Annotated in this window: 24 protein-coding genes and 1 pseudogene; 20 read left to right on the top strand and 5 right to left on the bottom strand. The window is 54.1% G+C overall.

All coding sequences use genetic code 11. The features are described 5' to 3' along the window. The first annotated feature begins 3 nt into the window (after positions 1-3). The 4 genes from urtC to DHN12_RS21425 all read left to right on the top strand — a co-directional run bounded on the left by urtC (position 4) and on the right by DHN12_RS21425 (position 3615). Positions 4-1233, top strand: coding sequence for an urea ABC transporter permease subunit UrtC (gene urtC, locus DHN12_RS21440; RefSeq protein WP_108862008.1), 1230 nt, complete (start codon positions 4-6; stop codon positions 1231-1233). Further along, on the top strand, positions 1230-1970 hold the full coding sequence (urtD, locus tag DHN12_RS21435) for an urea ABC transporter ATP-binding protein UrtD (RefSeq protein ID WP_108862007.1): 741 nt from the start codon (positions 1230-1232) through the stop codon (positions 1968-1970). The genes urtC and urtD overlap by 4 nt, the downstream gene beginning before the upstream one ends. A gap of 3 nt (positions 1971-1973) precedes the next feature. Next, positions 1974-2669: an urea ABC transporter ATP-binding subunit UrtE gene (gene urtE / locus DHN12_RS21430; protein ID WP_108862006.1), complete on the top strand. Its 696-nt coding sequence runs from the start codon at positions 1974-1976 to the stop codon at positions 2667-2669. Between the two features lie 427 nt (positions 2670-3096). Then, positions 3097-3615: a redoxin domain-containing protein gene (locus DHN12_RS21425; RefSeq protein WP_108862005.1), complete on the top strand. Its 519-nt coding sequence runs from the start codon at positions 3097-3099 to the stop codon at positions 3613-3615. A 24-nt stretch (positions 3616-3639) separates the two neighbouring features. Here DHN12_RS21425 and DHN12_RS21420 read toward each other — a convergent pair whose 3' ends face one another. Beyond that, positions 3640-4308, bottom strand: a complete 669-nt coding sequence (locus DHN12_RS21420; RefSeq protein WP_108862004.1) for a GntR family transcriptional regulator — start codon at positions 4306-4308, stop codon at positions 3640-3642. Positions 4309-4630: 322 nt separating this feature from the next. On the opposite strand from DHN12_RS21420, the gene DHN12_RS21415 reads away from it, so the two are divergent. The 14 genes from DHN12_RS21415 (at position 4631) to DHN12_RS21350 (ending at position 17038) form a co-directional block, all read left to right on the top strand. Then, a complete protein-coding gene (locus tag DHN12_RS21415; RefSeq protein ID WP_108862003.1) occupies positions 4631-5605 on the top strand; it encodes a TRAP transporter substrate-binding protein in 975 nt (324 codons plus the stop codon). 76 nt (positions 5606-5681) lie between these two features. Beyond that, on the top strand, positions 5682-6215 hold the full coding sequence (locus tag DHN12_RS21410; protein WP_108862002.1) for a TRAP transporter small permease: 534 nt from the start codon (positions 5682-5684) through the stop codon (positions 6213-6215). 2 nt (positions 6216-6217) lie between these two features. Further along, a complete protein-coding gene (locus DHN12_RS21405; RefSeq protein ID WP_058272447.1) occupies positions 6218-7504 on the top strand; it encodes a TRAP transporter large permease in 1287 nt (428 codons plus the stop codon). Between the two features lie 19 nt (positions 7505-7523). Continuing rightward, entirely contained in the window at positions 7524-7943 is a 420-nt protein-coding gene (locus DHN12_RS21400) for a heme-binding protein (protein WP_108862001.1), read from the top strand. A 25-nt stretch (positions 7944-7968) separates the two neighbouring features. Further along, the gene (locus DHN12_RS21395) at positions 7969-8841 is read left to right on the top strand and encodes an NAD(P)-dependent oxidoreductase (protein WP_108862000.1); all 873 of its coding nucleotides are present in this window, start codon (positions 7969-7971) and stop codon (positions 8839-8841) included. 66 nt (positions 8842-8907) lie between these two features. Then, on the top strand, positions 8908-9651 hold the full coding sequence (locus tag DHN12_RS21390) for an SDR family NAD(P)-dependent oxidoreductase (RefSeq protein ID WP_108861999.1): 744 nt from the start codon (positions 8908-8910) through the stop codon (positions 9649-9651). 72 nt (positions 9652-9723) lie between these two features. Further along, positions 9724-10647: a sugar kinase gene (locus DHN12_RS21385; protein WP_108861998.1), complete on the top strand. Its 924-nt coding sequence runs from the start codon at positions 9724-9726 to the stop codon at positions 10645-10647. A gap of 16 nt (positions 10648-10663) precedes the next feature. Continuing rightward, a complete protein-coding gene (locus DHN12_RS21380) occupies positions 10664-11407 on the top strand; it encodes a ribonuclease activity regulator RraA (protein ID WP_108861997.1) in 744 nt (247 codons plus the stop codon). Positions 11408-11730: 323 nt separating this feature from the next. Then, a complete protein-coding gene (eda, locus tag DHN12_RS21375; RefSeq protein WP_108861996.1) occupies positions 11731-12384 on the top strand; it encodes a bifunctional 4-hydroxy-2-oxoglutarate aldolase/2-dehydro-3-deoxy-phosphogluconate aldolase in 654 nt (217 codons plus the stop codon). After that, positions 12381-13520, top strand: coding sequence for a mandelate racemase/muconate lactonizing enzyme family protein (locus tag DHN12_RS21370; RefSeq protein WP_108861995.1), 1140 nt, complete (start codon positions 12381-12383; stop codon positions 13518-13520). The genes eda and DHN12_RS21370 overlap by 4 nt, the downstream gene beginning before the upstream one ends. Further along, positions 13517-14386, top strand: a complete 870-nt coding sequence (locus tag DHN12_RS21365) for an amidohydrolase family protein (protein ID WP_108861994.1) — start codon at positions 13517-13519, stop codon at positions 14384-14386. Before DHN12_RS21370 ends, DHN12_RS21365 begins: the two co-directional genes overlap by 4 nt. A 31-nt stretch (positions 14387-14417) precedes the next feature. Further along, a complete protein-coding gene (locus DHN12_RS21360; RefSeq protein WP_108861993.1) occupies positions 14418-15218 on the top strand; it encodes an NAD(P)-dependent oxidoreductase in 801 nt (266 codons plus the stop codon). A gap of 49 nt (positions 15219-15267) precedes the next feature. Then, a complete protein-coding gene (locus tag DHN12_RS21355; RefSeq protein WP_108861992.1) occupies positions 15268-16035 on the top strand; it encodes an HpcH/HpaI aldolase/citrate lyase family protein in 768 nt (255 codons plus the stop codon). After that, the gene (locus DHN12_RS21350) at positions 16022-17038 is read left to right on the top strand and encodes a YbfB/YjiJ family MFS transporter (protein ID WP_108861991.1); all 1017 of its coding nucleotides are present in this window, start codon (positions 16022-16024) and stop codon (positions 17036-17038) included. The genes DHN12_RS21355 and DHN12_RS21350 overlap by 14 nt, the downstream gene beginning before the upstream one ends. A 109-nt stretch (positions 17039-17147) precedes the next feature. Here DHN12_RS21350 and DHN12_RS21345 read toward each other — a convergent pair whose 3' ends face one another. The 4 genes from DHN12_RS21345 to DHN12_RS21330 all read right to left on the bottom strand — a co-directional run bounded on the left by DHN12_RS21345 (position 17148) and on the right by DHN12_RS21330 (position 21537). Next, a complete protein-coding gene (locus DHN12_RS21345) occupies positions 17148-18800 on the bottom strand; it encodes an NAD-dependent malic enzyme (protein WP_108861990.1) in 1653 nt (550 codons plus the stop codon). 551 nt (positions 18801-19351) lie between these two features. Beyond that, positions 19352-19816 (bottom strand): CoA-binding protein, encoded by a 465-nt coding sequence (locus DHN12_RS21340; RefSeq protein WP_108861989.1) that lies wholly within the window; start codon positions 19814-19816, stop codon positions 19352-19354. A gap of 3 nt (positions 19817-19819) precedes the next feature. Continuing rightward, a complete protein-coding gene (locus DHN12_RS21335; RefSeq protein WP_108861988.1) occupies positions 19820-20185 on the bottom strand; it encodes a 2Fe-2S iron-sulfur cluster-binding protein in 366 nt (121 codons plus the stop codon). Continuing rightward, on the bottom strand, positions 20182-21537 hold the full coding sequence (locus DHN12_RS21330) for a selenium-binding family protein (RefSeq protein WP_108861987.1): 1356 nt from the start codon (positions 21535-21537) through the stop codon (positions 20182-20184). The genes DHN12_RS21335 and DHN12_RS21330 overlap by 4 nt, the downstream gene beginning before the upstream one ends. Before the next feature lie 70 nt (positions 21538-21607). Here DHN12_RS21330 and DHN12_RS24930 point away from each other — a divergent pair. Both DHN12_RS24930 and DHN12_RS21325 read left to right on the top strand, forming a co-directional pair. Then, positions 21608-21745 (top strand): annotated as a pseudogene (locus DHN12_RS24930) (helix-turn-helix domain-containing protein); the annotation flags it as partial. A gap of 45 nt (positions 21746-21790) precedes the next feature. Next, positions 21791-22369 carry an IclR family transcriptional regulator C-terminal domain-containing protein gene (locus DHN12_RS21325; RefSeq protein WP_234416738.1) on the top strand — a complete coding sequence of 193 codons (579 nt, stop codon included), beginning with the start codon at positions 21791-21793 and terminating at the stop codon, positions 22367-22369. The last annotated feature ends 45 nt before the right edge of the window (positions 22370-22414 follow it).

The following is a 22414-nucleotide window of genomic DNA, read 5'->3' as shown; positions in this document are numbered from 1 at the left end:
GTTATGGAACGTAGTTTTGTTGCTAAGAACCCATCTGTGCTGGTCTTCCTGACCATCCTGTCGCTGTTTACGCTGGGTGTAACTGTCCTGTCCGAAGGGTTCGGGATCGGTGTGATCTCAACCAGTTTCGTCAAAACGCTGGGCAAGACCCTGTGCCTGTGTTTGATCGCTGTCGCGATGGATCTGGTTTGGGGTTTCACCGGCATTCTATCACTAGGCCATTTCGCTTTCTTCGGGCTCGGTGGCTATATGATCGGCATGTGGCTGATGTACGAACGCACTCGGCTGATCGTGGTCGAGTCATTGTCACAAGCCGACATCCCGCCAACGCCTGCCGAAGTTGTGGACGCCATCGGCACTCAGATTTTCGGCGTAGTCGGATCATCCGAATTCCCGCTGATCTGGTCGTTTTCGCACAGCTTGACGCTGCAGTTGATACTGGTCGTTGTGGTGCCTGGCCTGCTGGCACTGATCTTTGGTTGGCTGGCCTTCCGCAGTCGAGTGACTGGCGTCTATCTGTCGATCCTGACGCAAGCAATGACGCTGGCTCTGGCTTTGTATCTGTTTCAGAACGACAGCGGTTTGCGCGGCAACAATGGCCTGTCCGGCTTGCAGAACCTGCCCGGTGTCACTGTCTCTCAAGACGTTGTTTCGCTCTGGTTCCTATGGGCTTCGGCTTTGGCGTTGGGACTGGGTTACATGCTGGCGGCATGGATCGTGTCGGGCAAGTTCGGCTCAGTCCTGCGCGGCATTCGAGACAACGAGGCGCGAGTTCGGTTCCTCGGCTATTCGGTCGAAGCCTACAAGTTGGCTGTCTTCACCCTGACGGCTTGCATCGCCGCAATCGCGGGCGCGCTCTATTACCCGCAGGCTGGCATTATCAACCCCGAGGAGATGGCTCCCATCGCCTCAATCTATCTAGCCGTCTGGGTCGCCATCGGCGGGCGGGGCCGCTTGTACGGCGCGGTGATTGGTGCAGCTTTTGTCAGCCTGCTGAGCACTTGGTTCACGGGCGGGCAAGCCCCGGATATCCCGCTTGGCTTTTACACGATCAAATGGGTCGACTGGTGGCAAGTGCTGCTGGGGGTGTCGTTTGTGCTGGTTACGCTGTTTGCTCCGCAAGGTATCGGAGGGTTGTTCGACTTGTATTCCAACCAGCGTCATCCCGATCGGCATGGTGCCAATCTGGGACCCGATGAAGGCGCTTTGCGTGAGAAAGAGGCCAGCCTATGAGCACCTTGTTAGAAGTAAGTGGCGTATCGGTTACCTTCGACGGGTTCCGCGCTATCAACAACTTGTCCTTCCAGATTGGTGACGCGGAGCTACGTTCCGTGATTGGCCCGAATGGGGCCGGCAAGACTACGTTTATGGACATCATCACCGGCAAGACCCGACCAGATGAGGGGCGGGTCATATGGGGTGAAAAGTCCGTATCTTTGTTGGATATGACCGAGGCAAAAATCGCGCAGGCGGGAATCGGGCGGAAGTTTCAGAAGCCCACGGTTTTCGAGGATCAGTCCGTGCGCGATAATCTACTAATGGCGCTAAAGAAAAATCGTGGCTGGGTTGGTGTGCTGCTTTACCGTCCGTCCAAAAGTGATTTGCAGAAGGTCGAGGACCTAGCCACCGAAATTGGGCTTTATCTGGAACTGAGCCGGAAGTCAGGTGAACTGAGCCACGGGCAGAAGCAATGGTTGGAAATTGGCATGCTACTTGCGCAGGACCCACGTCTGCTATTGGTTGACGAACCCGCCGCAGGCATGACCCCGCAAGAGCGCGAACATACCACAGACTTGCTGGTTCAAGCTGCAAGGACCCGCGCGGTTGTGGTCGTTGAACATGACATGGAATTTGTCAGGCGCCTGAACTGCAAAGTAACGGTTTTGCATGAAGGATCCGTATTAGCCGAGGGCAGTCTTGATCACGTGACATCAAATCAGGACGTCATCGATGTCTATCTGGGGCGCTAGAAAATGTTGAAGCTGACCGATCTGACTTTGCACTATGGGCACTCGCAAATCCTCAATGGGATTTCCATGGAAGCTTTACAGGGTGAAGTAACGTGCGTCATGGGGACCAACGGTGTCGGAAAAACCAGTCTGATGAAGGCAATCTCAGGAGCGCATCCCCGTTCCGGTGGCGAACTGGAGCTTGACGGAAAGCAGATGGGTATCTTGCCTGCTCATCAGATGGCCTGGAAAGGTGTGGCATATGTCCCTCAAGGTCGCGAAATATTCCCATTGCTCACGGTTCGAGAAAATCTGGAAACAGGCTTCTCCTGTCTGCCTGCCAGCGAACATTTCGTTCCAGATGATATTTTTGATATGTTCCCGGTCCTCAAAAAAATGCAAAACCGGCGCGGGGGCGACCTTTCAGGCGGGCAGCAGCAACAGTTAGCCATCGCGCGTGCACTAATCACAAGACCGCGCCTGCTGCTGCTGGATGAGCCAACCGAAGGTATTCAGCCGAACATAATCCAACAGATTGGCGAAGTGATCCGGCACCTCAGAAAGACGAGCGGAATGGCAATTGTCTTAGTCGAGCAGTATTTCGACTTCGCCTTTGATCTTGCTGACAGGTTTGTCGTGTTGCGACGTGGAGAAGTCCTGGTCAAAGGCACACGAGATGCCCTGACGCGTGATCAAGTGTTGCAGGCCGTAACAGTTTAGCACTGTTCTGTGTAGTTGGCTTCGGTATAGGTGAATCAAGCCCAAATCATGTCCTGCATTAAAGCTCGGGACATGGTTTGATCCTCCAAAAAACGTTCCATTTAAAGATTGCCTGTTTTCGAAACACTGTCGTTCGGTACCTCTTATCTCGATATGTGCTCACCGTTGGTTGCTGCGCGATGTTCCTGCTGAAACAGAAGTCAGACCGCAATCTCGGTGACGATTCAGCTTGGGGCGGAGACATCGGATTCATACGGCGGGTAGGTATCGGAGATTCCTCGTTAACCAACGGCGATCTTAGACCGGGCGTGCCTTTCAAGCACCGAATGATACCGCGATCTGGGTTTCAATCGTTGCCTTGACGTGACATGAAAAAAGCTAACGGTATCTGCGCCAAGCCTTGATTTACGGAGCAAAGGAACAACTTATGACCTCAGCCAAACCAAATGTCGGCGCGCAAATCGAGCAAATGTGTTTCTCAAAGCTGGGGTCTGCGGACAAGGTTGCGATCGGTCAACAAAAAGACCGCTGGACCATGCTGTTTGTCTATCGAGGCAAGCATTGTCCGCGCTGCAAGCGCTTCTTGAACAAGTTGAATGCGGCTCTGCCGGCATGGGCTGACGTTATGGACGTTATTGTTGTCTCTGCCGACACCAAAGAAAAAGCCGCGGCAGACAAAGCAGAATTTGGTTGGGATTTTGATCTTTGTTATGGAATGACCGAAGCGCAAATGCGCTCGCTTGGTCTATATGTGTCATCACCTCTGTCTGATGCAGAAACGACGGGTCTATTCGCCGAACCTGGTGCGTTTGGTATCCGTCCGAACGGGACGCTGATGCTGGTCGATATCTCAAACGGCCCGGCGGCACGCCCCGATTTGGAAGAGCTTTTGGACGGCATGAAATTCAATATCGATAATGACCGTCCGGAACGAGGAACAGCCTGAGACCACCAGATCGCATGGCCTCGGTTACTCAAAGTAGCCTGGGTGCGTCTTGTGGATGAAGTCGATGGTTTCGTCGAGGCGGGACAGGTGTTTTCTGACAGCGGCTTGCGCTTGGTCATTGTCTCCTGCCGCCATGGCCTGTGCAATCTCTCGGTGATCGGCGAGGATGGCGTCTGCGGCACTGCCCTTTTCAAGGCTGAGCATACAAAGCCGGTCAACCTTTTGCTTTGATTCCAGCATCACGTCAAATGCCATAGGATTGCCGCTGAGCACGTAGATCAGTTTGTGAAAATCATAGTCCAGCGCGTGAAACGCAGATAGATCACCGTCATTGATCGCCTGCTCTTGTAAGGCGAGGTTTTCTGCAAGCTTTGCTTCACGTGTTGCGTCCCAGACTTCCATTGCTCGATGGATGATCTCCAGCTCCACCGCCATTCGAACCAATCGAGCGAGAGCCACACGCTCCATAGAAAATCCTCGAACTACGGTCGCCTTTTGTGGTCGTATTAAGAGCAGATCTTCGTTGCCGAGCCTTGTGAATGCGTTGCGAACAGGTTGGCGTGATACGCCGAATCGGCTGGCTACCTCAGTTTCGGATAGTTTTGTACCGGGAAGAATTTCAAGCGAAACGATCTCGTCGTGTAGCGCTTCATAGACCGCATCGGTTGTGGTTCGTCTGACAATATTTTCCACGGTATGTTGCTCGCGCCCTCTATCTTAGTCACGTTTCAATTTAATGGTCCACTGTTAGAGCATTGAAATAAAATAATTATTCTACTTTATTTTGCTTGAGTGAACCAATGTAGGCCTGTCACCTATCAAATGCCCTGCGCTTTCGACTGTCAAGCAATCTGACATACTAAAAGCCTACAGTTGACATAACTTGGATACTAGTGTCCCTTTAGGGGCAGCAGCGATTCTGGTTCTTGGGGGAAATCGAAAGCTACGTGGCTTACGGTCTCTGAAATTCCATGAAAGCCAAATCCTGTCCAAAATTAATCGGGGAGGAGAACCCATGACTTTCACGAAATCGTTCTTTGCAACTGCGACCGCTGTGGCATTCATCGCAACGTCAGCTTCAGCCGAAAACTGGCGGGCCTGGAACATCCACAACGACGGCCATCCCAACACGGCTGCGATGGACAAGTTTGCTGAACTGGTTGACGCTGCTACAGACGGCGAGGTTACCGTCGATGTATTCCACGGTGGTGTTCTTGGTTCCCAACCGGATGCCCTTGAACAGGTTCGTATCGGCGCAATCGAGGTCGGTAACTTCAACCTCGGTCCCATTGGCCCAATGGTGAAAGAAGCTAATCTTGTATCGCTTCCTTTCATCTTCAAAGATGTGCCGCACATGTTCCGTGTGCTGGATGGCGACGCCGGTGAAGTTGTTTCAGCTGCGATGGGTGAAGCAGGTGTTCTGCCACTGGCATGGTTTGATGCCGGTGCGCGTTCATTCTACAGCCAAAAGCCGATCAATACTCCCGCAGATGTCGAAGGTCTGAAAATCCGTGTGATGAACAACGATCTTTATACATCGATGATTTCAGCTATGGGCGGGAACCCGTCTCCAATGGCTTTCTCCGAAGTTCAGCAAGCTCTGAAAACCGGCGTCGTTGATGGTGCGGAAAACAACTTCCCGTCATTCAAAAATGTCGGCCACTTTGAAGTGACCACAAATTATTCTTTATCCGAGCACCTGATTATTCCCGAGTGCATCTGCGTGAACACGGCCAAATTCAATGCGCTGTCTCCTGAACTGCAGGCCGCTGTGCGCGGTGCAGCAGAAGAAGCCGCATTGGTCCAGCGTGAGCTTTGGGCAATCGGCTCTGAGCAAGCGCGTAAAGATGTCGAAGCGGCTGGTATCACAGTCAATGAAATCGCTGACAAAGGCCCATTCCAGTCCGCAATGGATTCGGTTTATGCAGACTACTTGGCTGCAAATCCTGACATGAAAGCGTTGGTAGAAATGGCGCAAGCCACTGAATAAGTTGTCGTAACAGTCCAACTTTGAGCGCCCGGCTCCACCAATTGGATGCCGGGCGTTTTGTCTCAGAGGAAATCCAATGCAAGAGCCCGATACCCCACCTGCCGCCATGCGCAACATGGACAGGATTCTTGATCTGCTCGCACGAGGTTGCATGTTGCTGTCTGGCGTTGCCATTGTTGTAATGACGGCGATCTTTGCCTGGCTGGTATTTGGCCGCTACGTTCTGAACAACACGCCCACTTGGGTCGAGCAGGTTTCACTGCTGTTGGTCATGGTCATCGCGTTTCTCGGTGCGGCTGCGGGCGTGCACAATCACACGCACCTCTCTGTTGTCGTGTTCCGCAATATAGTTCCGCCCTTTGTGCGTACGGTTTTCGTCGTGGTCTCTGATGTCCTGATGGCAGGTTTCGGTGGCATGATGTTTTGGTACGGAATCGAGTTGACCAAATTCAAATGGAACACCCTGATCCCGCTCATCCAATGGTCAGAGGGCTTGCGCTCCTTGCCACTGACGATCAGCGGCGCGTTGGTGTTTCTTTTTTCCACTGGCCATCTGATCCGCCTGTTTCTGGGCCGAGACGAACGCCAAGACAACATAGATCAGGGATAGTCATGGGACTCATGATTCTGTTGGGAGTTTTTGCCCTATGTGTCATCATAGGCGCGCCAGTGGCATACGCCCTTGGTATCGCTGCATTGGCTTCCTTTTGGTTTGAAGGATTGCCGCTGTTTGTTGGATTCCAGCGTATCGTGTCGGGGATTAACGTTTTTTCCCTAATGGCGATCCCGTTCTTCATCTTTGCGGGCGAGCTTATGTTTCACGGTGGTATCGCGATCCGGTTGGTTCGGTTTGCGCAGGCCGCCGTAGGCGCTGTGCGCGGTGGGCTTGGCATCGTCAATGTCTTCTCGTCCATGTTGTTTGGTGGCATTTCCGGATCTGCAATTGCTGATATCTCGGCGCTTGGGTCGATCCTGATCCCGGTGATGAAAGACAAAGGTTATGATGCCGACTACGCGGTGAACGTTACAGTGACGTCATCAATTGCCGGGATCATTATTCCGCCCAGCCACAACATGATCATTTTTGCCCTTGCAACAGGCGGTGCAGTTTCAATCTCAAAGCTGTTCCTGGCCGGTGTTGTGCCCGGTGTCCTTATGTGTTGCTGCCTTGCGATTGCCGCCTATGTCGTGGCGGTCAAGCGCGGCTATCAGGCCGAACAGTTTCCGGGTTGGACCGCACTGGCCATCGCCTTTGTGGGTTCGATTCCGGGTTTATTGACGGCCGTGATCATTGTCGGAGGGGTCTTGTCAGGCGTCTTTACGGTGACTGAATCCGGCGCGTTCGGGGCAATGTATGCCTTTGTCGTGACACTTGTTGTCTATCGTAGCCTTTCCTGGGAAAACTTCAAAACCGCCGTTATCTCTTCGGTGCGCACAACTTCTATGGTGATGATCCTGATCGCCTGTGCCGGTGCCTTTGCCTATATGCTGACGTTCAACCGGGTGCCGACGAAAACGGTCGAATTCCTATTGGGTATCACAGAAAACCCGATCCTAATCTTGTTGATGATCAACGCCGTGCTGTTGCTCTTGGGGATGATCATGGACATGGCCGCGCTCATCCTTATCTGCACGCCGATCTTCTTGCCGGTGATGAACATGCTGGGTATCGACCCGCTGCAGTTCGGTATGATCCTTTTGGTGAACCTAGGTCTTGGTCTTTGCACACCACCTGTCGGAACCTGTCTCTTTGTGGGGTGTGCTGTCGGAAAACTACCGATGGAGAAGGCGGTCAAAACGATTTGGCCTTTCTACCTCGCAATTTTTGCAGCGCTCATGCTGATCACTTTCGTACCGGCAATTTCATTGACGCTGCCGAACCTGATCATTGGCCCGTAAATCAAAGGAGAATTTGGCGATGCTGACAATAAAACGCCTGGACATCGATGACGCGGGCAAATTGATCGCAGGAGCGCGAGCAAAAGCGCAGGAAATCGGCGTGCCGATGTGTATTGCCGTCACAGACGAAAGCGGCAACCTCATCGCGTTTGAGCGGATGGACGGCGGCAAGATCACCAGCATCAACCTAGCAATCGACAAGAGCTTCACCGCAACCGGAATCCAAAAAGGTACGGACGCTCTTGGTGAAGCTAATCAGCCGGGTATGGCCGCACATGGAATATCTTCATCGTTGGGAGGGCGCATGGTGACCGTTGCAGGTGGCCTCCCTGTGGCGGTTGACGGGCAGGTGGTTGGCGGGATCGGAGTGAGCTCGGGCTCACCAGCCCAGGACCTCGAAGTCGCGCAGGCAGCGGTTACGGCGCTCTGCGAAGTCTAATCAGAAAGAGTGTAAGGAGTCAGATATGACAAAACCCGTCATCGGTTTCATTGGCCTCGGTCTCATGGGCGGCAACATGGCAGAATGCCTGCAAAACAACGGTTTCGATCTGGTTGTCATGGGTCGCAACAGGGAAGCAGTGGCCGCCACAGTCAACCGCGGCGCTGTGGAGGTAAAGACACCACGAGAGCTTGCTGCGAGCTGCGATATCGTGATGCTTTGCGTAACGACATCGGAAGTCGTCGAAAGCCTGATCTATGGCGATGACGGCATCCTGGCAGGCATCAAAGAAGGTGCTGTGGTCATTGACTTTGGTACATCCATCCCGGCGTCCACACGCAAAATTGGCGCTGATTTGGCCGCAAAAGGTGCCGGTATGGTTGACGCACCGCTGGGACGCACGCCCGCGCACGCCAAGGACGGTTTACTGAACATCATGGCAGCGGGGGATATCGACGCCTTTGAAAAGGTGAAACCTGTCCTGGATATACTGGGGGAAAATGTGTTTCACCTCGGCGAACTGGGTGCTGGCCACGTGACCAAGCTCATCAACAATTTCATGGGCATGACCACTGCTTGCACAATGAGCCAGGCGTTTGCCGTGGCTGATCGCGCGGGGATCAACAAGCAACAACTATTCGATATCATGTCAGCTGGTCCGTCCAATTCGCCATTCATGGGTTTTTGCAAGAATTACGCGGTGGATGGCGTCAGTGATCTCGGATTCTCAATCAACAATGCCAACAAGGATCTTGGGTACTTTCTGAAGATGACCGCAGATATGGGCACGCGGGCCGAGATTGCCGAAGGCACTGCGCACAACTTACAGGCCGCGGTCGACGCAGGCATTGGGGATGGCAACGTGCCGGAAATTTTCGACTATTTCGTCAAGCTCTAACGCTGGGCACAGCAAGAACCCAAGATAGCAAATTTCGAAGCACTATTTGGACGGGAAAGAACGATCATGAAACTTCAGGGTAAATCCGCAATTATCACTGGTGGCGGCCGCGATATCGGGCGCGCTTGTGCTGTCAAGCTCGCCTCCGAAGGCGCATTTGTGGCCGTTAATTACTTCGCCAGCAGTGCAGGGGCGGAGGCAACTGTAGCTGAGATCGTAGCGAACGGCGGCAAGGCGTTTGCAGTTCAGGGCGACTTGAACAAACCCGAAGACGTTGGCGCGCTTGTTGCCCAAACGGTCGAAACTTATGGCAGTCTGGACATTCTGGTGAACAATGCCGGGGGCTTAATTGCGCGCAAGAAAATCGCGGAAATGTCGCTTGAGCATTGGCAGGCAGTCATGGATCTCAACCTGACCAGCACTTTTCTTATGGTCAAAACGGCGCTGCTGCATATGAAATCCGGGGCGATTGTAAACATCGCCAGTCAGGCGGGTCGCGACGGCGGCGGCCCGGGTGCGTCGGCTTACGCAACATCAAAAGGTGCTGTGATGACACTTACCCGCAGTCTCGCAAAGGAACTGGGCCCTGACATTCGTGTCAATGCAATCTGCCCGGGAATGATCGACACGGATTTCCATAACATCCACACTCCCGACGCAGGCCGTCGCGGGTTAGAAGCAGCTGCGCCGCTCAAGCGGCAAGGCCAGTCTCAGGACGTTGCGAACCTCGTGGCGTTTCTGGCAAGCAAGGACGCGGCTTATCTGACCGGGACCAATGTCGATATCAATGGTGGGATGCTGTTCTCGTGACCACTGCAGAACAGGTTACCTAATTGTCGAACGCTACCGTTTGTCAAACTTCGAAGTACTGGAAACCGGAATATGCGAATTCTCGCGATAGGTGAATGCATGGCCGAAATGGCCCCAATTGACGCGCCAAGCACGTATCAAATGGGGTTCGCCGGAGACACGTTCAATACAGCTTGGTATCTGGCCCAACTAAAACCCGAAACACCCTTGTCCTATTATACAGCCGTCGGAGATGACGCCATCTCATCTCGGATGCTGAGTGTCATGAGCGAAAGTGGGGTCAACACCCAGCATGTGAGGATCGTGCCAAACCGTTCTGTGGGGCTGTATCTTATCACGTTGGACAACGGGGAACGTAGTTTTACCTATTGGCGCGGCCAGTCGGCCGCACGCCTGTTGGCCCAAGACAAGCAAGCGCTTGCCCACGCCATGAAGCAATCAGATCTCATCTATTTCTCTGGCATAACTCTGGCAATCTTGAACCCAGAAGGGCGCGCCGCTTTGCTCGACGTTGCTAGGTCAGCGCGGCGTGCCGGAAAACGGATTGCCTTCGACCCCAATCTGCGCCCGCATCTTTGGGATAGTCAGTCTGAGATGACCGAGAACATCATGCAGGCGGCCGCCGTTAGCGATATCGCCTTGCCATCGTTCGAGGACGAAGCACGTTGGTTCAGCGACATGAACCCTGCGGCAACTATGCAGCGCTATGCAAAGGCCGGTGCAGAAACAATTGTTGTCAAGAATGGCGCAGAAACGGTCCTTTATCGTACCTGCGGCGCAGAGGGCTCTGTCCATGTTCCGCCTCTGGCTTCGGTTGTGGATACGACTGCTGCCGGCGACAGTTTCAACGCTGGCATTCTGGCGGGGCTGGCAACAGATACACCCTTACCTGACAGCATAGCGCTGGCCTGCAAACTGGCAGGGCATGTCGTGCAAGGCAAAGGTGCACTTGTTCCCATCAAACAAAGCCTGCTCGACAGTTGCCCACAGCCTTAGCAGAAGGATCCAGCCCATGCCGAACCCTCAGCCTGCCGAAACGATCAAACTGCATCCGGATACGCTTGATCGCCTGTCAAAGGTCAGCACGGCAACCGTGGCCACGCTGCTTTACAAACGCGGTTATCAAAATGCCTACGTTCAAGGTGTTGCTCCTTTGGGCCATGGCAAGCCGTCGCTTGTTGGCCCGGCCTTTACGCTGCGTTACATTCCTACGCGGCCTGATACCGACCCGATCGAGGCGTTTCGTGAGCCAGATCACCCGCAGCGCGTGGCCGTGGAAACATGTCCTGAACGCGCGGTATTGGTCATGGATTGTCGGCAGGACGCCACGGCGGCCTCGGCGGGTTCGATTCTTTTGACGCGACTGGAAATGCGCGGCGCAGCGGGCGTTGTCACGGATGGTGGCATTCGCGACGTTGATGGTGCCGCAGCACTTGAGATGCCAGTCTTTGCTGCCAAACCGTCTGCCCCAACCAACCTGACGAAACATCATGCGGTCGATATAGGTTTGCCAATCGGATGTGGCGGCGTGGCGGTCTATCCCGGTGACATCGTTCTGGGTGACAGCGATGGTGTCATGATTATCCCACGTCACCTCGCCGATGACATTGCGATCGAGGCAGGCCCAATGGAGCTGTTCGAACGCTTCGTTCTGGAAGAGGTACGCAAAAACACCCCCGTGATCGGACTCTATCCTGCAACCGACCCAGACGTTCTTGAACGATATGAGGTCTGGCGCGCGCGGCTCTCTGACTGATGTCTGAATCGCTGCCATGTATTGTCCAATACTGGGACGAACTCATTTCCCTTCAGGACTCACTTACTAAGAGGACCATCGCCTTGGGTTTAAAGAACAGCAGGGAACTAGGGCAGAAACGGATCGACAGACAAGTTCAAACCGCCGCGCTTGACAGCTTTGGGAGCATTTAACGCTATAGAATCCGGCTTACTTGACAACTCGGCGACCGCCGCCAAGATTTTAGCTGTCTCGTTTGGCTTAGAAAACGCGCTGTGCAACTCGTTCCGCTTCACAGTCGGATCGGTTACACGATGCACCCACCAAAAGGATGATCGATCCAGATGACTATTTCTCCAAAGGCAGCGAGTTTACGGGCCCGAGAAATCTGCGCACTCGCGCCAATTGTGCCGGTTTTGGTGGTTGATGATGTCGCAACAGCCCGACCATTGGCCGAAGCGCTTATCGCAGGCGGTTTGCCCTCGCTCGAGGTCACGTTGCGCACCCCTGCCGCTATCGAGGTCATTCGGGTCATGAGCGACGTCCCGGGTGGACATGTGGGGGCGGGCACACTGATAACCCCCGAAGATGTTCGGACTGCCAAAGAGGCGGGCGCTACCTTCGGTGTCTCTCCGGGTGCAACCGATGAACTTCTTGCGGCTTGTGAAGCCGAAGGATTGCCGCTCCTGCCCGGGGCCGCGACTGCGTCTGAGGCGATGCGCCTTTTGGCGCGCGGCTATGACATGCTCAAGTTCTTTCCAGCTGAGGCCTCGGGCGGGGTATCGGCACTCAAGGCCATTGGCGGGCCTTTGCCGCAGGTTTCCTTCTGCCCTACGGGTGGGGTCAGCTCGGCCAATGCAGGCTCATTTCTGGCGCAGCAGAACGTGGTTTGTGCTGGAGGCAGTTGGGTGGCGCCCAAAGATCTTATCGCCGTGGGCGATTGGGCGGGTATCGAAACTCTGGCTCGGGACGCGGCCCATTTGGAGGTGTGTAAATGAAGATTTCCGAGGTTTATACACATCTTCTTGACTACAAGCCTGAGACCGCCTTCGAGAGTGCAGCAACTCGTTTCACGCGGCGCCAACACGTTTTGGTCGAGATTATCTGTGACGACGGCACAACGGGTTGGGGAGAATGCTTGGGGCCAGCGCAGCCAAACGCGGCTATCGTAAAGGCCTATGCGCCCTATTTGATTGGCCGCAATCCGCTGGATACGGAAGTTCTCTGGCAAGGTCTGTATAATCTCCTACGAGACCAAGGGCAGCGCGGTCTCACAATGACCGCACTTTCAGGAATTGATGTCGCTTTGTGGGATATCAAGGGTCACCACTTTGGCGTTCCGGTTTCGGTGCTTCTTGGGGGACGTGTTCGAGACACAGTAAGGGCATATGCGACCGGTTCATTTCGGCGCGACGGGGTCGATCGTATTTCGGACAATGCCGAGGAATGCGAAGCCCATGTCGCTGCAGGGTTCCACGCAGTTAAAATCAAGATTGGCTTTGGGGTGGAAGAAGATCTTGCAGTCATCAAGGCGGTGCGTGAAGCGATCGGAAGGCATACTCGTCTGATGATCGACGCAAATCACGGTTACTCGATCCAAGAAGCGATCACTCTGGGCAACCGTGCGGCAGAGTTCGATATCGATTGGTTCGAGGAACCAGTCCTTCCGGAACAACTTGACGCGTACCGTCGCGTACGCGCTGGTCAGCCTATTCCGGTTGCTGGTGGCGAGACTTGGCATGGCAGGTTCGCGTTCCGCGAGCCCCTGGAAACGGGATGTATCGATATCGCCCAGCCAGACTTGTGTGGCACTGGCGGTTTTTCGGAGATGCGCCGGGTCGTTGATATGGCCGCTCTACATGGCGTACGTGTTGTTCCGCATGTTTGGGGAACGGCAGTGCAAATCGCCGCTAGCCTTCAGTTTGTTTCAGCCCTGCTGCCTGACCCACCACGGCGTGATCCAATCGAGCCGATTTTTGAGTTTGATCGGACGCATAACCCATTCAGGCAGGCGATAATCAAGCACTCGATCGATCATGAAAACGGTGTGGTCGCAATTCCGGACAAACCGGGTCTGGGTATTGAGATCAATCGTGATGCATTGGCAGAGTTCGCCATGGGAGAACCCGAATGATCGAACGCAGCTTCTCTGGCCGTGACCCTGAGATCAAGCTGCCTGCAGGCGCCATTGATACACACCTTCACGTCTATCTTTCCGGGTTTCCAGCACTGCCAGGAGGTCCTGGTCTACCAGAGGGCCAGCCTGGGTTATCAGAGTACAGACAAGTAATGGGCTGGCTTGGCATTGACAGGTTTGTCATCACACAAGGAAATGCGCATCAGACCAACAATGCGAATTTGCTGGCTGCGCTCAAAGAAACCAGGGACGTGGCACGTGGCGTGGCCGCCATTGACGGTGAAACCTCTGATGCAGAGCTGGAAATCCTCAAGGATGGAGGTGTCGTTGGGACGCGTATCGTGGATCTTCCAGGGGGAGCGGTTGGGCTCAGTCAGCTCGAAGAGGTTGACGCCCGTGCATTTGCTGCGGGCTGGATGATTGCTATTCAGTTCGATGGCTCGGACATTTCGGACCATGTTGATAGGCTCTCAAAACTGCGATCCAGATGGGTGCTTGACCACCATGGCAAATTTTTGAGGGGCGTCGCGCCAGATGGCCATGAAGTGGCAATGCTCAAACGCCTTGTCGACGGCGGCAGATGTTGGTTCAAGTTTGCCGGTTGCTATGAGTCCTCCTTTGAAGGTGGACCCGATTATTCAGACGTAGCCGAGGTTTCGAAGGTCATGGCAACCCATGCCCCCGAGCGCATTGTATGGGGGACAAACTTTCCTCACAACACAGCGACAAGAACCACAGACTACCCTAACGACGCCGCATTGCTCGATACTGTTCTAAACTGGTTTCCTGATGACCGCGCGCGTCACCTCGCTCTCATAGAAAACGCCGAAAAACTCTACGGCTTCCAATCTGTAGCGAAGTAAACGCTGCCTGCTAAAAAGTGAGTTATACAAAGTGCTAAACAAACTTTTGATAACGGGTGCTGATGGCAACCTCGGGTCGGTTTGTCGGTCTCGTTTGCAGGGCCTCGCCACAACAATTCGCCTTGGCGCGCGAGAGGATGTGGGCCCTGCCGGTGAAAATGAAGAAATTGTGTATTGTGACTTGGGCGACAAAGATGCGGTTGAGGCCATGGTCGAAGGGTGCGATGGGATTGTTCACATGGGGGGGCAATCGATCGAAGCACCCTGGGAAACTATAAAACAATCCAATATCGACGGTGTATTCAATCTCTATGAAGCGGCCCGAAAATCGTCGGTAACGCCGAGGATACTTTTTGCCAGTTCAAATCACGCGATTGGCTTTCATGAACAGACAACGCGGCTTGATGCCAATGCACAGGTAAGGCCCGATAGTCTTTATGGAGTGTCAAAAGTCTTCGGAGAAGCTCTCGCACGGCTTTACTTCGAGAAATTCAATATAGAGACAGCAATTGTCCGCATTGGTTCATCGTTTCCGGAACCAAAGAACCATCGCATGCTTGCAACGTGGTTGAGTTACGATGATCTGAAATCTCTTATCGAGAGTGTTTTCACTATTCCGCGTTTGGGATGCCCGATTATCTACGGTGCCTCGAACAACGACGCATCCTGGTGGGACAATCGTGAGACACGCTTTTTGGGATGGAAGCCAAAAGACAACTCCGAGGTGTTTCGCGCACGTATTGATGCCGAATGCACACAACCTGAGATCGACGAAGTATCCGCAGTTTATCAGGGCGGGGAATTTTGTGGTCAGGGCATTCTTGAGGAATAGAGCCAATACGATCAGGCCATATGTGTGGATACTCTGAAAAGGTAAACCGATGCGACCAAACAAAATTAGAGAGCATTGGGCCGCTGGGCGGCCTGTAGTCAACGGATGGCTGTCGATCCCAAGCGGTTTCTCAGCCGAAACCATGGCGCATCAAGGATGGGACACACTTACTGTTGATATCCAACATGGCGTAATCGACTACCAGAAGGCGGTCGAGATGTTCACTGCGATTTCGACAACCGATACCGTCCCAGTAACGCGCGTGCCGTGGCTCGAGCCCGGTATTTTGATGAAAGTGCTAGATGCCGGGGCTTACGGTGTTATTTGTCCAATGATTAATAGCCGCGAAGATGCTGAGAACCTTGTGGCCTGGACGCACTACCCTCCCAAAGGAACAAGGAGCTTTGGGCCGATCCGGGGCCTCTTGTACGGTGGTTCAGACTACCCAGAGCATGCCAATGACACGATTGTCGTCTTCGCAATGATTGAGACGCTGCAAGGTCTCGACAACCTTGAAGAAATACTGTCGGTTCCGGGTCTTGACGCCGTCTACATTGGACCTTCCGATCTTTCCCTAGCACTGGGTTGTCGACCGTCATTCGATGACGTCGAAGCTCCTGTGGCCGAGGCCATTGAAATGACAGCCGCCAAGGCAAAAGAATATGGGAAATTTGCAGGTTGCCATAACGGGACACCGCAATACGCCTTGAAACGCATTGAAATGGGGTTCCAGTTTGTCACAATAGCTTCGGACGCCCGCTTGATGGCAGCTGCTTCAAAAGACGCTTTGGCCCAGGTGCGCGATGGCCTGCCATAGTGTGTTAGTGGTGAATTTTGGGAGGCGCGTTTTCAATGCGTCAAGGCAGCCAAGCTTCGGTTGGCAAGCTGCGACCGCATTGTGCCTTTTGGCGACCGGGTTTGATGAGAGCCTCGTGTTTCAAACTGCTTGTCGTACTTTGGTTGGGTTGTTTGGTGCTCTTTCCTTTGTGTCAGGCGGCGTACTTGCGGCATCGCTGTTCCAGAGTAGCGCCCGAAAGAATGCGCTGGCCATCGCCTTATACTTTGGCGGTGGCGGCGGATTTGGTATCGCGTTATGCGGCGCAACCCTTCCGAGTATGTTGGACGTATTCGGACCACAATATTGGGACTGGGCGTGGATCGGGGTCGGGTTGGCAGCCCTGGTCATTTGCCCGTTTTCGGTTTGGGCTTCCACAAAATTGAACGAAACCGAACACGACGCCGCACTTCCTTCCATCCCACCGGTGCGCAGAATGCTTGGCCAACTTGGTGGGTATGCGCTGTTCGGATTGGGCTACATTGTGTACGTCACTTTTATCTCGGTCTGGATGAAAGAGCAGCACTCAAGCGTCCTGTTGACCACCGCAACATGGATGGTTCTTGGGGTCAGTATTATGGCGTCTCCTTTTGTTTGGCGCGGGGTCTTGGCCCGCTTTTCATCCGGAACGCCGTTGGCGCTGATCCTTACCGGGGTCGCATTTGGATCAGCTCTGCCAATCCTGGTTCCATCCGGATATGGACTGATTTTGTCGGCACTGGTGTTCGGGCTATCGGTCTTTATGCCACCCACTGCAGCCACCAGCTTTGTCCGTCAGAACGTGGATCAGCAGGATTGGGGTGCAACCATAAGCTTTTTCACAGTTGTTTTCGCCATTTCACAGACATTGGGTCCAATCAGGGCTGGTATCATCGGCGACTTAACCGGTGAAATAGGAGATAGCCTCGTCGTGGCCTCTGCGGTCCTGCTGGTGGGTGCCCTTTGTGCTGCGATGCAAAAGCCGCTCAGGCGTGAGGCGGCGTAACCATCGTAATCAGATCCATGCTCAAATGCCGCGCCTCATTCCCTGAATGGATTCAGTGGGTTCTGAATACGCAATGAGAGACCTAGCGGTCACTCCAGCCTGATCTGCTTTAGGCAACCTCCTCATAATGCGGGGTCCAGAACTTCGCATCTATTGCCGCTTTCAAGTCATCCCCCGTGGATTTAGGCGCAACCCCATCCAACTGCGCCTGTTGACCAACGGCAAGTGCGATAGCTTTGCTGACCTCGCGAATGTCCCCCACATTGGGCAGCAAGCTGGCTGTGCGATCGGATTTCGCAGGTGACAATGTGGCGAGCGCCTCGGCGGCGGCCATGAACATTCCGTCCGTGACGCGGCGCGCGCCTGATGCCAGCACGCCCAACCCCATACCGGGGAAAATGTAGGAGTTGTTGCACTGCGCGACATGATGCGTCTTGCCGTTGTAGACAACAGGATCAAACGGGCTTCCGGTGGCAACCAATGCATGACCATCGGACCAGCGGATAATATCCGCAGGCACGGCCTCAATTCGCGATGTCGGGTTCGACAGCGGCAATACGACAGGATGATCTGTGTGAGCCGCCATTGCCCGAATGATCTCTTCAGAGAACAAGCCTGCCTGACCGCTGACACCAACCAATATATTGGGTTTGGCTTGGTTAACCACATCCAGCAGTGAAATTTTACCATCGGACCAACTCTCCACTTTGGTGAGGGGTTGGACAATTTGCGTTTGGAACGGCAGAAGGTCCGTCATCGCATCGGTTAACAACCCGTTCCGGTCCACCATGTAGATGCGTTCGCGCGCCTCGGTCTCGGGTAATCCTTGGCGAACCATGAGTTGGACCAGTTGCTCAGCGATACCCACTCCCGCTGATCCCGCTCCAAGAAACGCGATGGTAGCGTCCTTTAGCGGAATGCCGGTGACATTTGAGGCAGCCAGCAAAGTGCCCGCCGTTACCGCCGCCGTGCCCTGAATATCATCATTGAATGTACAGAGCTGATCGCGATACCGCGCAAGCAGGGGTGCCGCATGTTGCTGAGCAAAATCCTCGAATTGCAGCAACACATCCGGCCACTTGCGCTTTACCGCCTGTACAAAAAGATCAACAAAGTCAAAGTACTCATCCCCGCTGACGCGTTCATTCCGCCATCCGATATAGAGTGGATCTTCCAACCGTTCTTTATTGTTGGTGCCGACGTCCAGTACCACCGGGAGCGTTACAGACGGGTTGATTCCGCCCGCAGCAGTATAAAGCGAGAGCTTTCCGATCGGAATTCCCATGCCGCCCGCGCCTTGATCGCCCAAACCCAAAATCCGCTCTCCATCGGTGGCGACTATGGCCTCGACAGAGGGCAGGACGGCATTCTCAAGTATGTCATCGATCCGGTCACGCTCGGGGTAGGAAATGATCAATCCGCGTGGGTGATCGTAGATCTCACTGAACCTCTTGCAGGCGTCACCCACTACGGGTGTGTAAATAATCGGCATCATCTCGGTTAGATGCCGCACCAATAGAGCGTAAAACAGAACTTCGTTGTCATCCTGCAGGCCACGCAGATAGACATGCTTGTCCAGCGACGTCTCCTCACGTTCAAAGGCGGCATAGACACGGTCAACCTGGGTTTCGAGCGTTTCGATGTGTGGCGGAAGAAGACCCAACAATCCAAGCTTTTCTCGTTCGTGTAGAGAAAAGGCAGTACCCTTGTTCAGCAGCGGGTTTGTCACATAGTGCAAATTTGCAGGATCAGTATCGGCCATTGGATGCCCTTTCGGATCGGCACGCACAGGTTGCACGCATCTGTCTGGTAAGGTCAGCATTATACGACAAAAAATGCAACGAGCTTGCGACTGGAACTTTTCCGCAATGGGCCAATACACTCGCGCGCGATGGCGTGCCCAAGTAATTCGCGGCCCATACCGGTCACTCGATTGAGCATCTGGATGCTGCGGTCGCACCCGCATTTCCGACATTCGCTGCCAGCGCTCAGTATCAGCATTGGTCGAGATCTGGATCGAGGAGACGCTGTGTGAAATCTCTCAGAGGCCGGAGCAACTCGTCGAAAATACCTTCTTTGTGCATTCTCTCGCGCTATTGAGAATCCTTTTGCACAGATGCGGAAAATGAGTGAAGCGAGAGAGAGGTTATGAGACGGAGTTTCGACGCAGCCTCCGGACAAAGCAGCCATTTTGAGGTTGAGCACGAAAACCCCAATGTGGACGTAGAGAACGTCTTTTTTGACCCTTCGGAGAAGAATTGTCCTGGCGCCCCCTGTTTGGCCATTCAATAAACCGTATTCTATTGGTATCCGTCATATCTTCAGATCGAGGCGGGGCTTCCAAAACGGCCGGAAGAGCTCAATCTTCGGGCATCGGTTCATCACAACTTTGAGGCCCGCATCCTCGGCGAGCTGTGCTGCTTTGTCGTCGTAGACGCCGATCTGTCCCCAAAGAACTTTGGCTCCGATCGCGATGGCCTTCTCGGCAAAGCCAAAGAGTTCTTCCTTGGGGCGGAAGACATCCACCATATCAACGGATTTGTCGATTTCTTCCAGTGAATGATAGACCTTCAGGCCCCTGATTTCCTTGACGTTCGGGTTAGGGTTCACCGGCAGAATGTCGTAGCCAATTTCGCTGAGCTGCCGCAGAACGCCATAGCTGAATTTTGTTCTGTCGGCGCTTGCGCCCACCATTGCTATGGTTTTGACCGACTTCAGGATATCGGCGAGATACTTGGGGTCGTAATCATACATACGGTCGATATCTGCTTCGGGCATCGGTTAACCTTCCTTCGGCGTCGCAATGTCTGCCTTGAGTTCGTGGGGTTTGAGCGGATCGAGGAACGGATTGCGGTAAAGTTTGTCATGGCTCTCAACTCCGATCTCCAAGGTGATGTCGGACGTCGCGCGTGCCACGCAAAGGATCACGTAGCCGTTCGCGATCTGCCTGTTGTTGAGCGCAACCTGTCGGCGCTGATCCACTGTGCCTGTTTTAAGCTTCGCGGCGCAGGTAATGCAGCCGCCGTATTTGCAGCCGAAGGGCAGATCAACACCCTGTTCGCGTAACGTGTCCAGAAGTGGGCGTCGTGCGTCCACCTCATATGTCGCGCCATCCCTGTTGGCGATCGTCACAGTATGCGTTGTCATAGCCAAATGTCGCTTGTGCAATCACCGCCTGGATACCGGCTCTCGTGGCAGCGCGAGGGGCCATTTGGCTCTTTCCCAAAGTCCACGATAAAGTCTTCGTTGATCTTCATGCCGCCATTTTCAGGATCGCAATCTATCATGACCATTACTCCGCCCTTTTCGCGGATCTCGGGATAGAACTGGTTGTCCCAAGTCGAAAACAGCGAGGTGGTGACATAGAGCCTGCGTCCGTCGAGAGAGAGTTGGAACATCTGTGGACCGCCAGCGACCTCAACCCCATTAACGGCTGGCGCCTTGCCCAAAAGCCCCCCCATGTATACTTGGCCGGTCAGCTTGGGATTATGCGGGTCGGTGATGTCGTATTGGCGCATGTCGCCATGAAGCCAATTGTTGAGATAGAGGTATTTGTCGTCCATCGAGATCAGGATCGCCGACATCACTCCTGGCAGCGGGATCGGCCACTCCGGGTGCATCTCGTTATCGACGTCGATGATCTTTTCCCACTTCCACGCGTCGTCGCTGTCTTTCCACCAGTGAATGACGTTGGTCGACAGCGCGGCCCCACAAAACCCATGCGTGCTGTCGGGGTCGTGGTGGAACTTGACCTCCAACGGCAACAGCCCGTCTTCGCCTAGATAGAAGCTTTCGACTGGTTCGCGTTTTTCGAAATCCCAGAAATGCAACTCGCGTCCGTATTTCAGATGGCCAACTTCTTCCAAATCGAAGCCCGGCATAAAGGTGTTGGGCGCGGCCCATTCGGAACTCACCATCACGTTGTGGCGGGGCTGGTACCAGAAATCATAACCGAACTTGATGCCGGCCATCGAGTTCTCCCAGCGGCCGACGATGTTGAATTCTTTATCGAGATGCAGATAGCCGCCCGGAGCTTCGCCCTTGGCATCTCCAAGGAAGGAAATGATGATCTCTGAACCCAGACAATGCACTGTATGCGGCCCTGACAGATCGGCCTTGGCCTTAATCTCGGCCCCGTCGATAACCTTGTGCAGCCGCGGTGCGCGTGGGTCAGTGGCCGTATCAACGATATGTAGGTTGTTGGAACGCACGCCAGGCAGGATCAGGTATTTTCGCGACATTGAGCCGTCGTCGTGGCAGGACGAACAGGCATTCCAGCCCATGTGATGAAGCTCATCCCCGATCCCCGGCATTTCCAGCCGGTGGATCACCTGAGAATAAGTTGGGCTTTCCGGGTCTACATCCACTGTCCCAAGATAGTCGGGCTTCTGAATGCCCGTGCCTGTATAAATCGCAATCGTGTAAAGAAGCTTCTCACGCGGGGCCTGGATTGCCTCTTGCGGGCTGGCGTAGCCCGGTCCGCAACATGCACCATCCATCGTTGAACCCTCCCTTGATCGCGATAATTGTATCGTATATCGAAAATGCTATTATCGTATAGTGAGAAAAATGCATCTAGAACGTTTAGCACTGATATTGGAAATCGTAGGTCAAAAAGGGCGTGCGACAGTCGCGGAGATTTGTGCGCAATCCGATCTCCCCAAGCCAACGGCCTATAGACTGGTTCAGGATCTTGTTTCGTCCGGACTGTTGCAGACATCTGCGCGTGGGGAGTTTGCCATTGGAACCCGATTGAAGCGTATCACCCGGAGTGATCATTCTGATCCTGCGCTTCTGGAAGTGATTGCGCCGGTCCTGGCCAAGGGCGCGAGAGACTACGGGGCTGCGTTCTTTCTTTCCCGACTGCGCGGCAACTGGGTCGAGATCATTCACGTGGCCACGCCAGAAACGGGCGTGTCTTATCTTCACCCAGGTGTGGGCAAACGGCCCATGCACGCGTGCTCTTGCGCCAAGGCAATTGCCGCCGTTTCTCCAGAGCTGCTGTCTCATGACGAACTGAACGGGCAGCTCAAACGGTACACCGAGCGCACCATTACCAGCCGAAAAGAACTGGCAAAAGAACTCGATGCCATTCGGGCCAAAGGATACGCCGAATGTGTCGAGGAGCTGGAAAGAGGTATAAGTTCTGTTGCAACAACACTGGGCAAAACAGGTGTTGGTTCGACGTTGTCCATTGGCGCCACAGCTTCCGTTCGCGTGTTTACCCCTCCAATGCGGGTCAAAATCGGCCAAGCACTCATCGAAATGTCGCATGAGTTATCATCTGCATTAGGATGGGATGGTGCAGACGCGAATATTAAGTCCGCCTAGGTTAGCGTTGGCTAAAGCAGTGGAGAAGGTTCACGTCATCAGGCG

The sequence above is a fragment of the Ruegeria sp. Alg231-54 genome (assembly GCF_900143525.1).
Taxonomy (GTDB): domain Bacteria; phylum Pseudomonadota; class Alphaproteobacteria; order Rhodobacterales; family Rhodobacteraceae; genus Ruegeria.
This window is presented reverse-complemented; position numbering and strand designations above follow the sequence as displayed.

Excerpts from the sequence above, each read along its gene's own strand:
- DHN12_RS21365 (WP_108861994.1), top strand. The coding sequence starts at position 13,517 with ATGATCGAACGCAGCTTCTCTGGCCGTGACCCTGAGATCAAGCTGCCT.
- urtD (WP_108862007.1), top strand. The coding sequence starts at position 1,230 with ATGAGCACCTTGTTAGAAGTAAGTGGCGTATCGGTTACCTTCGACGGG.
- DHN12_RS21330 (WP_108861987.1), bottom strand. The coding sequence starts at position 21,537 with ATGGATGGTGCATGTTGCGGACCGGGCTACGCCAGCCCGCAAGAGGCA.
- urtC (WP_108862008.1), top strand. The coding sequence starts at position 4 with ATGGAACGTAGTTTTGTTGCTAAGAACCCATCTGTGCTGGTCTTCCTG.
- DHN12_RS21335 (WP_108861988.1), bottom strand. The coding sequence starts at position 20,185 with ATGACAACGCATACTGTGACGATCGCCAACAGGGATGGCGCGACATAT.
- DHN12_RS21405 (WP_058272447.1), top strand. The coding sequence starts at position 6,218 with ATGGGACTCATGATTCTGTTGGGAGTTTTTGCCCTATGTGTCATCATA.
- DHN12_RS21370 (WP_108861995.1), top strand. The coding sequence starts at position 12,381 with ATGAAGATTTCCGAGGTTTATACACATCTTCTTGACTACAAGCCTGAG.
- DHN12_RS21400 (WP_108862001.1), top strand. The coding sequence starts at position 7,524 with ATGCTGACAATAAAACGCCTGGACATCGATGACGCGGGCAAATTGATC.
- DHN12_RS21425 (WP_108862005.1), top strand. The coding sequence starts at position 3,097 with ATGACCTCAGCCAAACCAAATGTCGGCGCGCAAATCGAGCAAATGTGT.
- urtE (WP_108862006.1), top strand. The coding sequence starts at position 1,974 with ATGTTGAAGCTGACCGATCTGACTTTGCACTATGGGCACTCGCAAATC.
- DHN12_RS21340 (WP_108861989.1), bottom strand. The coding sequence starts at position 19,816 with ATGCCCGAAGCAGATATCGACCGTATGTATGATTACGACCCCAAGTAT.
- DHN12_RS21350 (WP_108861991.1), top strand. The coding sequence starts at position 16,022 with ATGGCCTGCCATAGTGTGTTAGTGGTGAATTTTGGGAGGCGCGTTTTC.
- DHN12_RS21390 (WP_108861999.1), top strand. The coding sequence starts at position 8,908 with ATGAAACTTCAGGGTAAATCCGCAATTATCACTGGTGGCGGCCGCGAT.
- DHN12_RS21385 (WP_108861998.1), top strand. The coding sequence starts at position 9,724 with ATGCGAATTCTCGCGATAGGTGAATGCATGGCCGAAATGGCCCCAATT.
- DHN12_RS21415 (WP_108862003.1), top strand. The coding sequence starts at position 4,631 with ATGACTTTCACGAAATCGTTCTTTGCAACTGCGACCGCTGTGGCATTC.
- DHN12_RS21395 (WP_108862000.1), top strand. The coding sequence starts at position 7,969 with ATGACAAAACCCGTCATCGGTTTCATTGGCCTCGGTCTCATGGGCGGC.
- DHN12_RS21355 (WP_108861992.1), top strand. The coding sequence starts at position 15,268 with ATGCGACCAAACAAAATTAGAGAGCATTGGGCCGCTGGGCGGCCTGTA.
- DHN12_RS21345 (WP_108861990.1), bottom strand. The coding sequence starts at position 18,800 with ATGGCCGATACTGATCCTGCAAATTTGCACTATGTGACAAACCCGCTG.
- DHN12_RS21410 (WP_108862002.1), top strand. The coding sequence starts at position 5,682 with ATGCAAGAGCCCGATACCCCACCTGCCGCCATGCGCAACATGGACAGG.
- eda (WP_108861996.1), top strand. The coding sequence starts at position 11,731 with ATGACTATTTCTCCAAAGGCAGCGAGTTTACGGGCCCGAGAAATCTGC.
- DHN12_RS21380 (WP_108861997.1), top strand. The coding sequence starts at position 10,664 with ATGCCGAACCCTCAGCCTGCCGAAACGATCAAACTGCATCCGGATACG.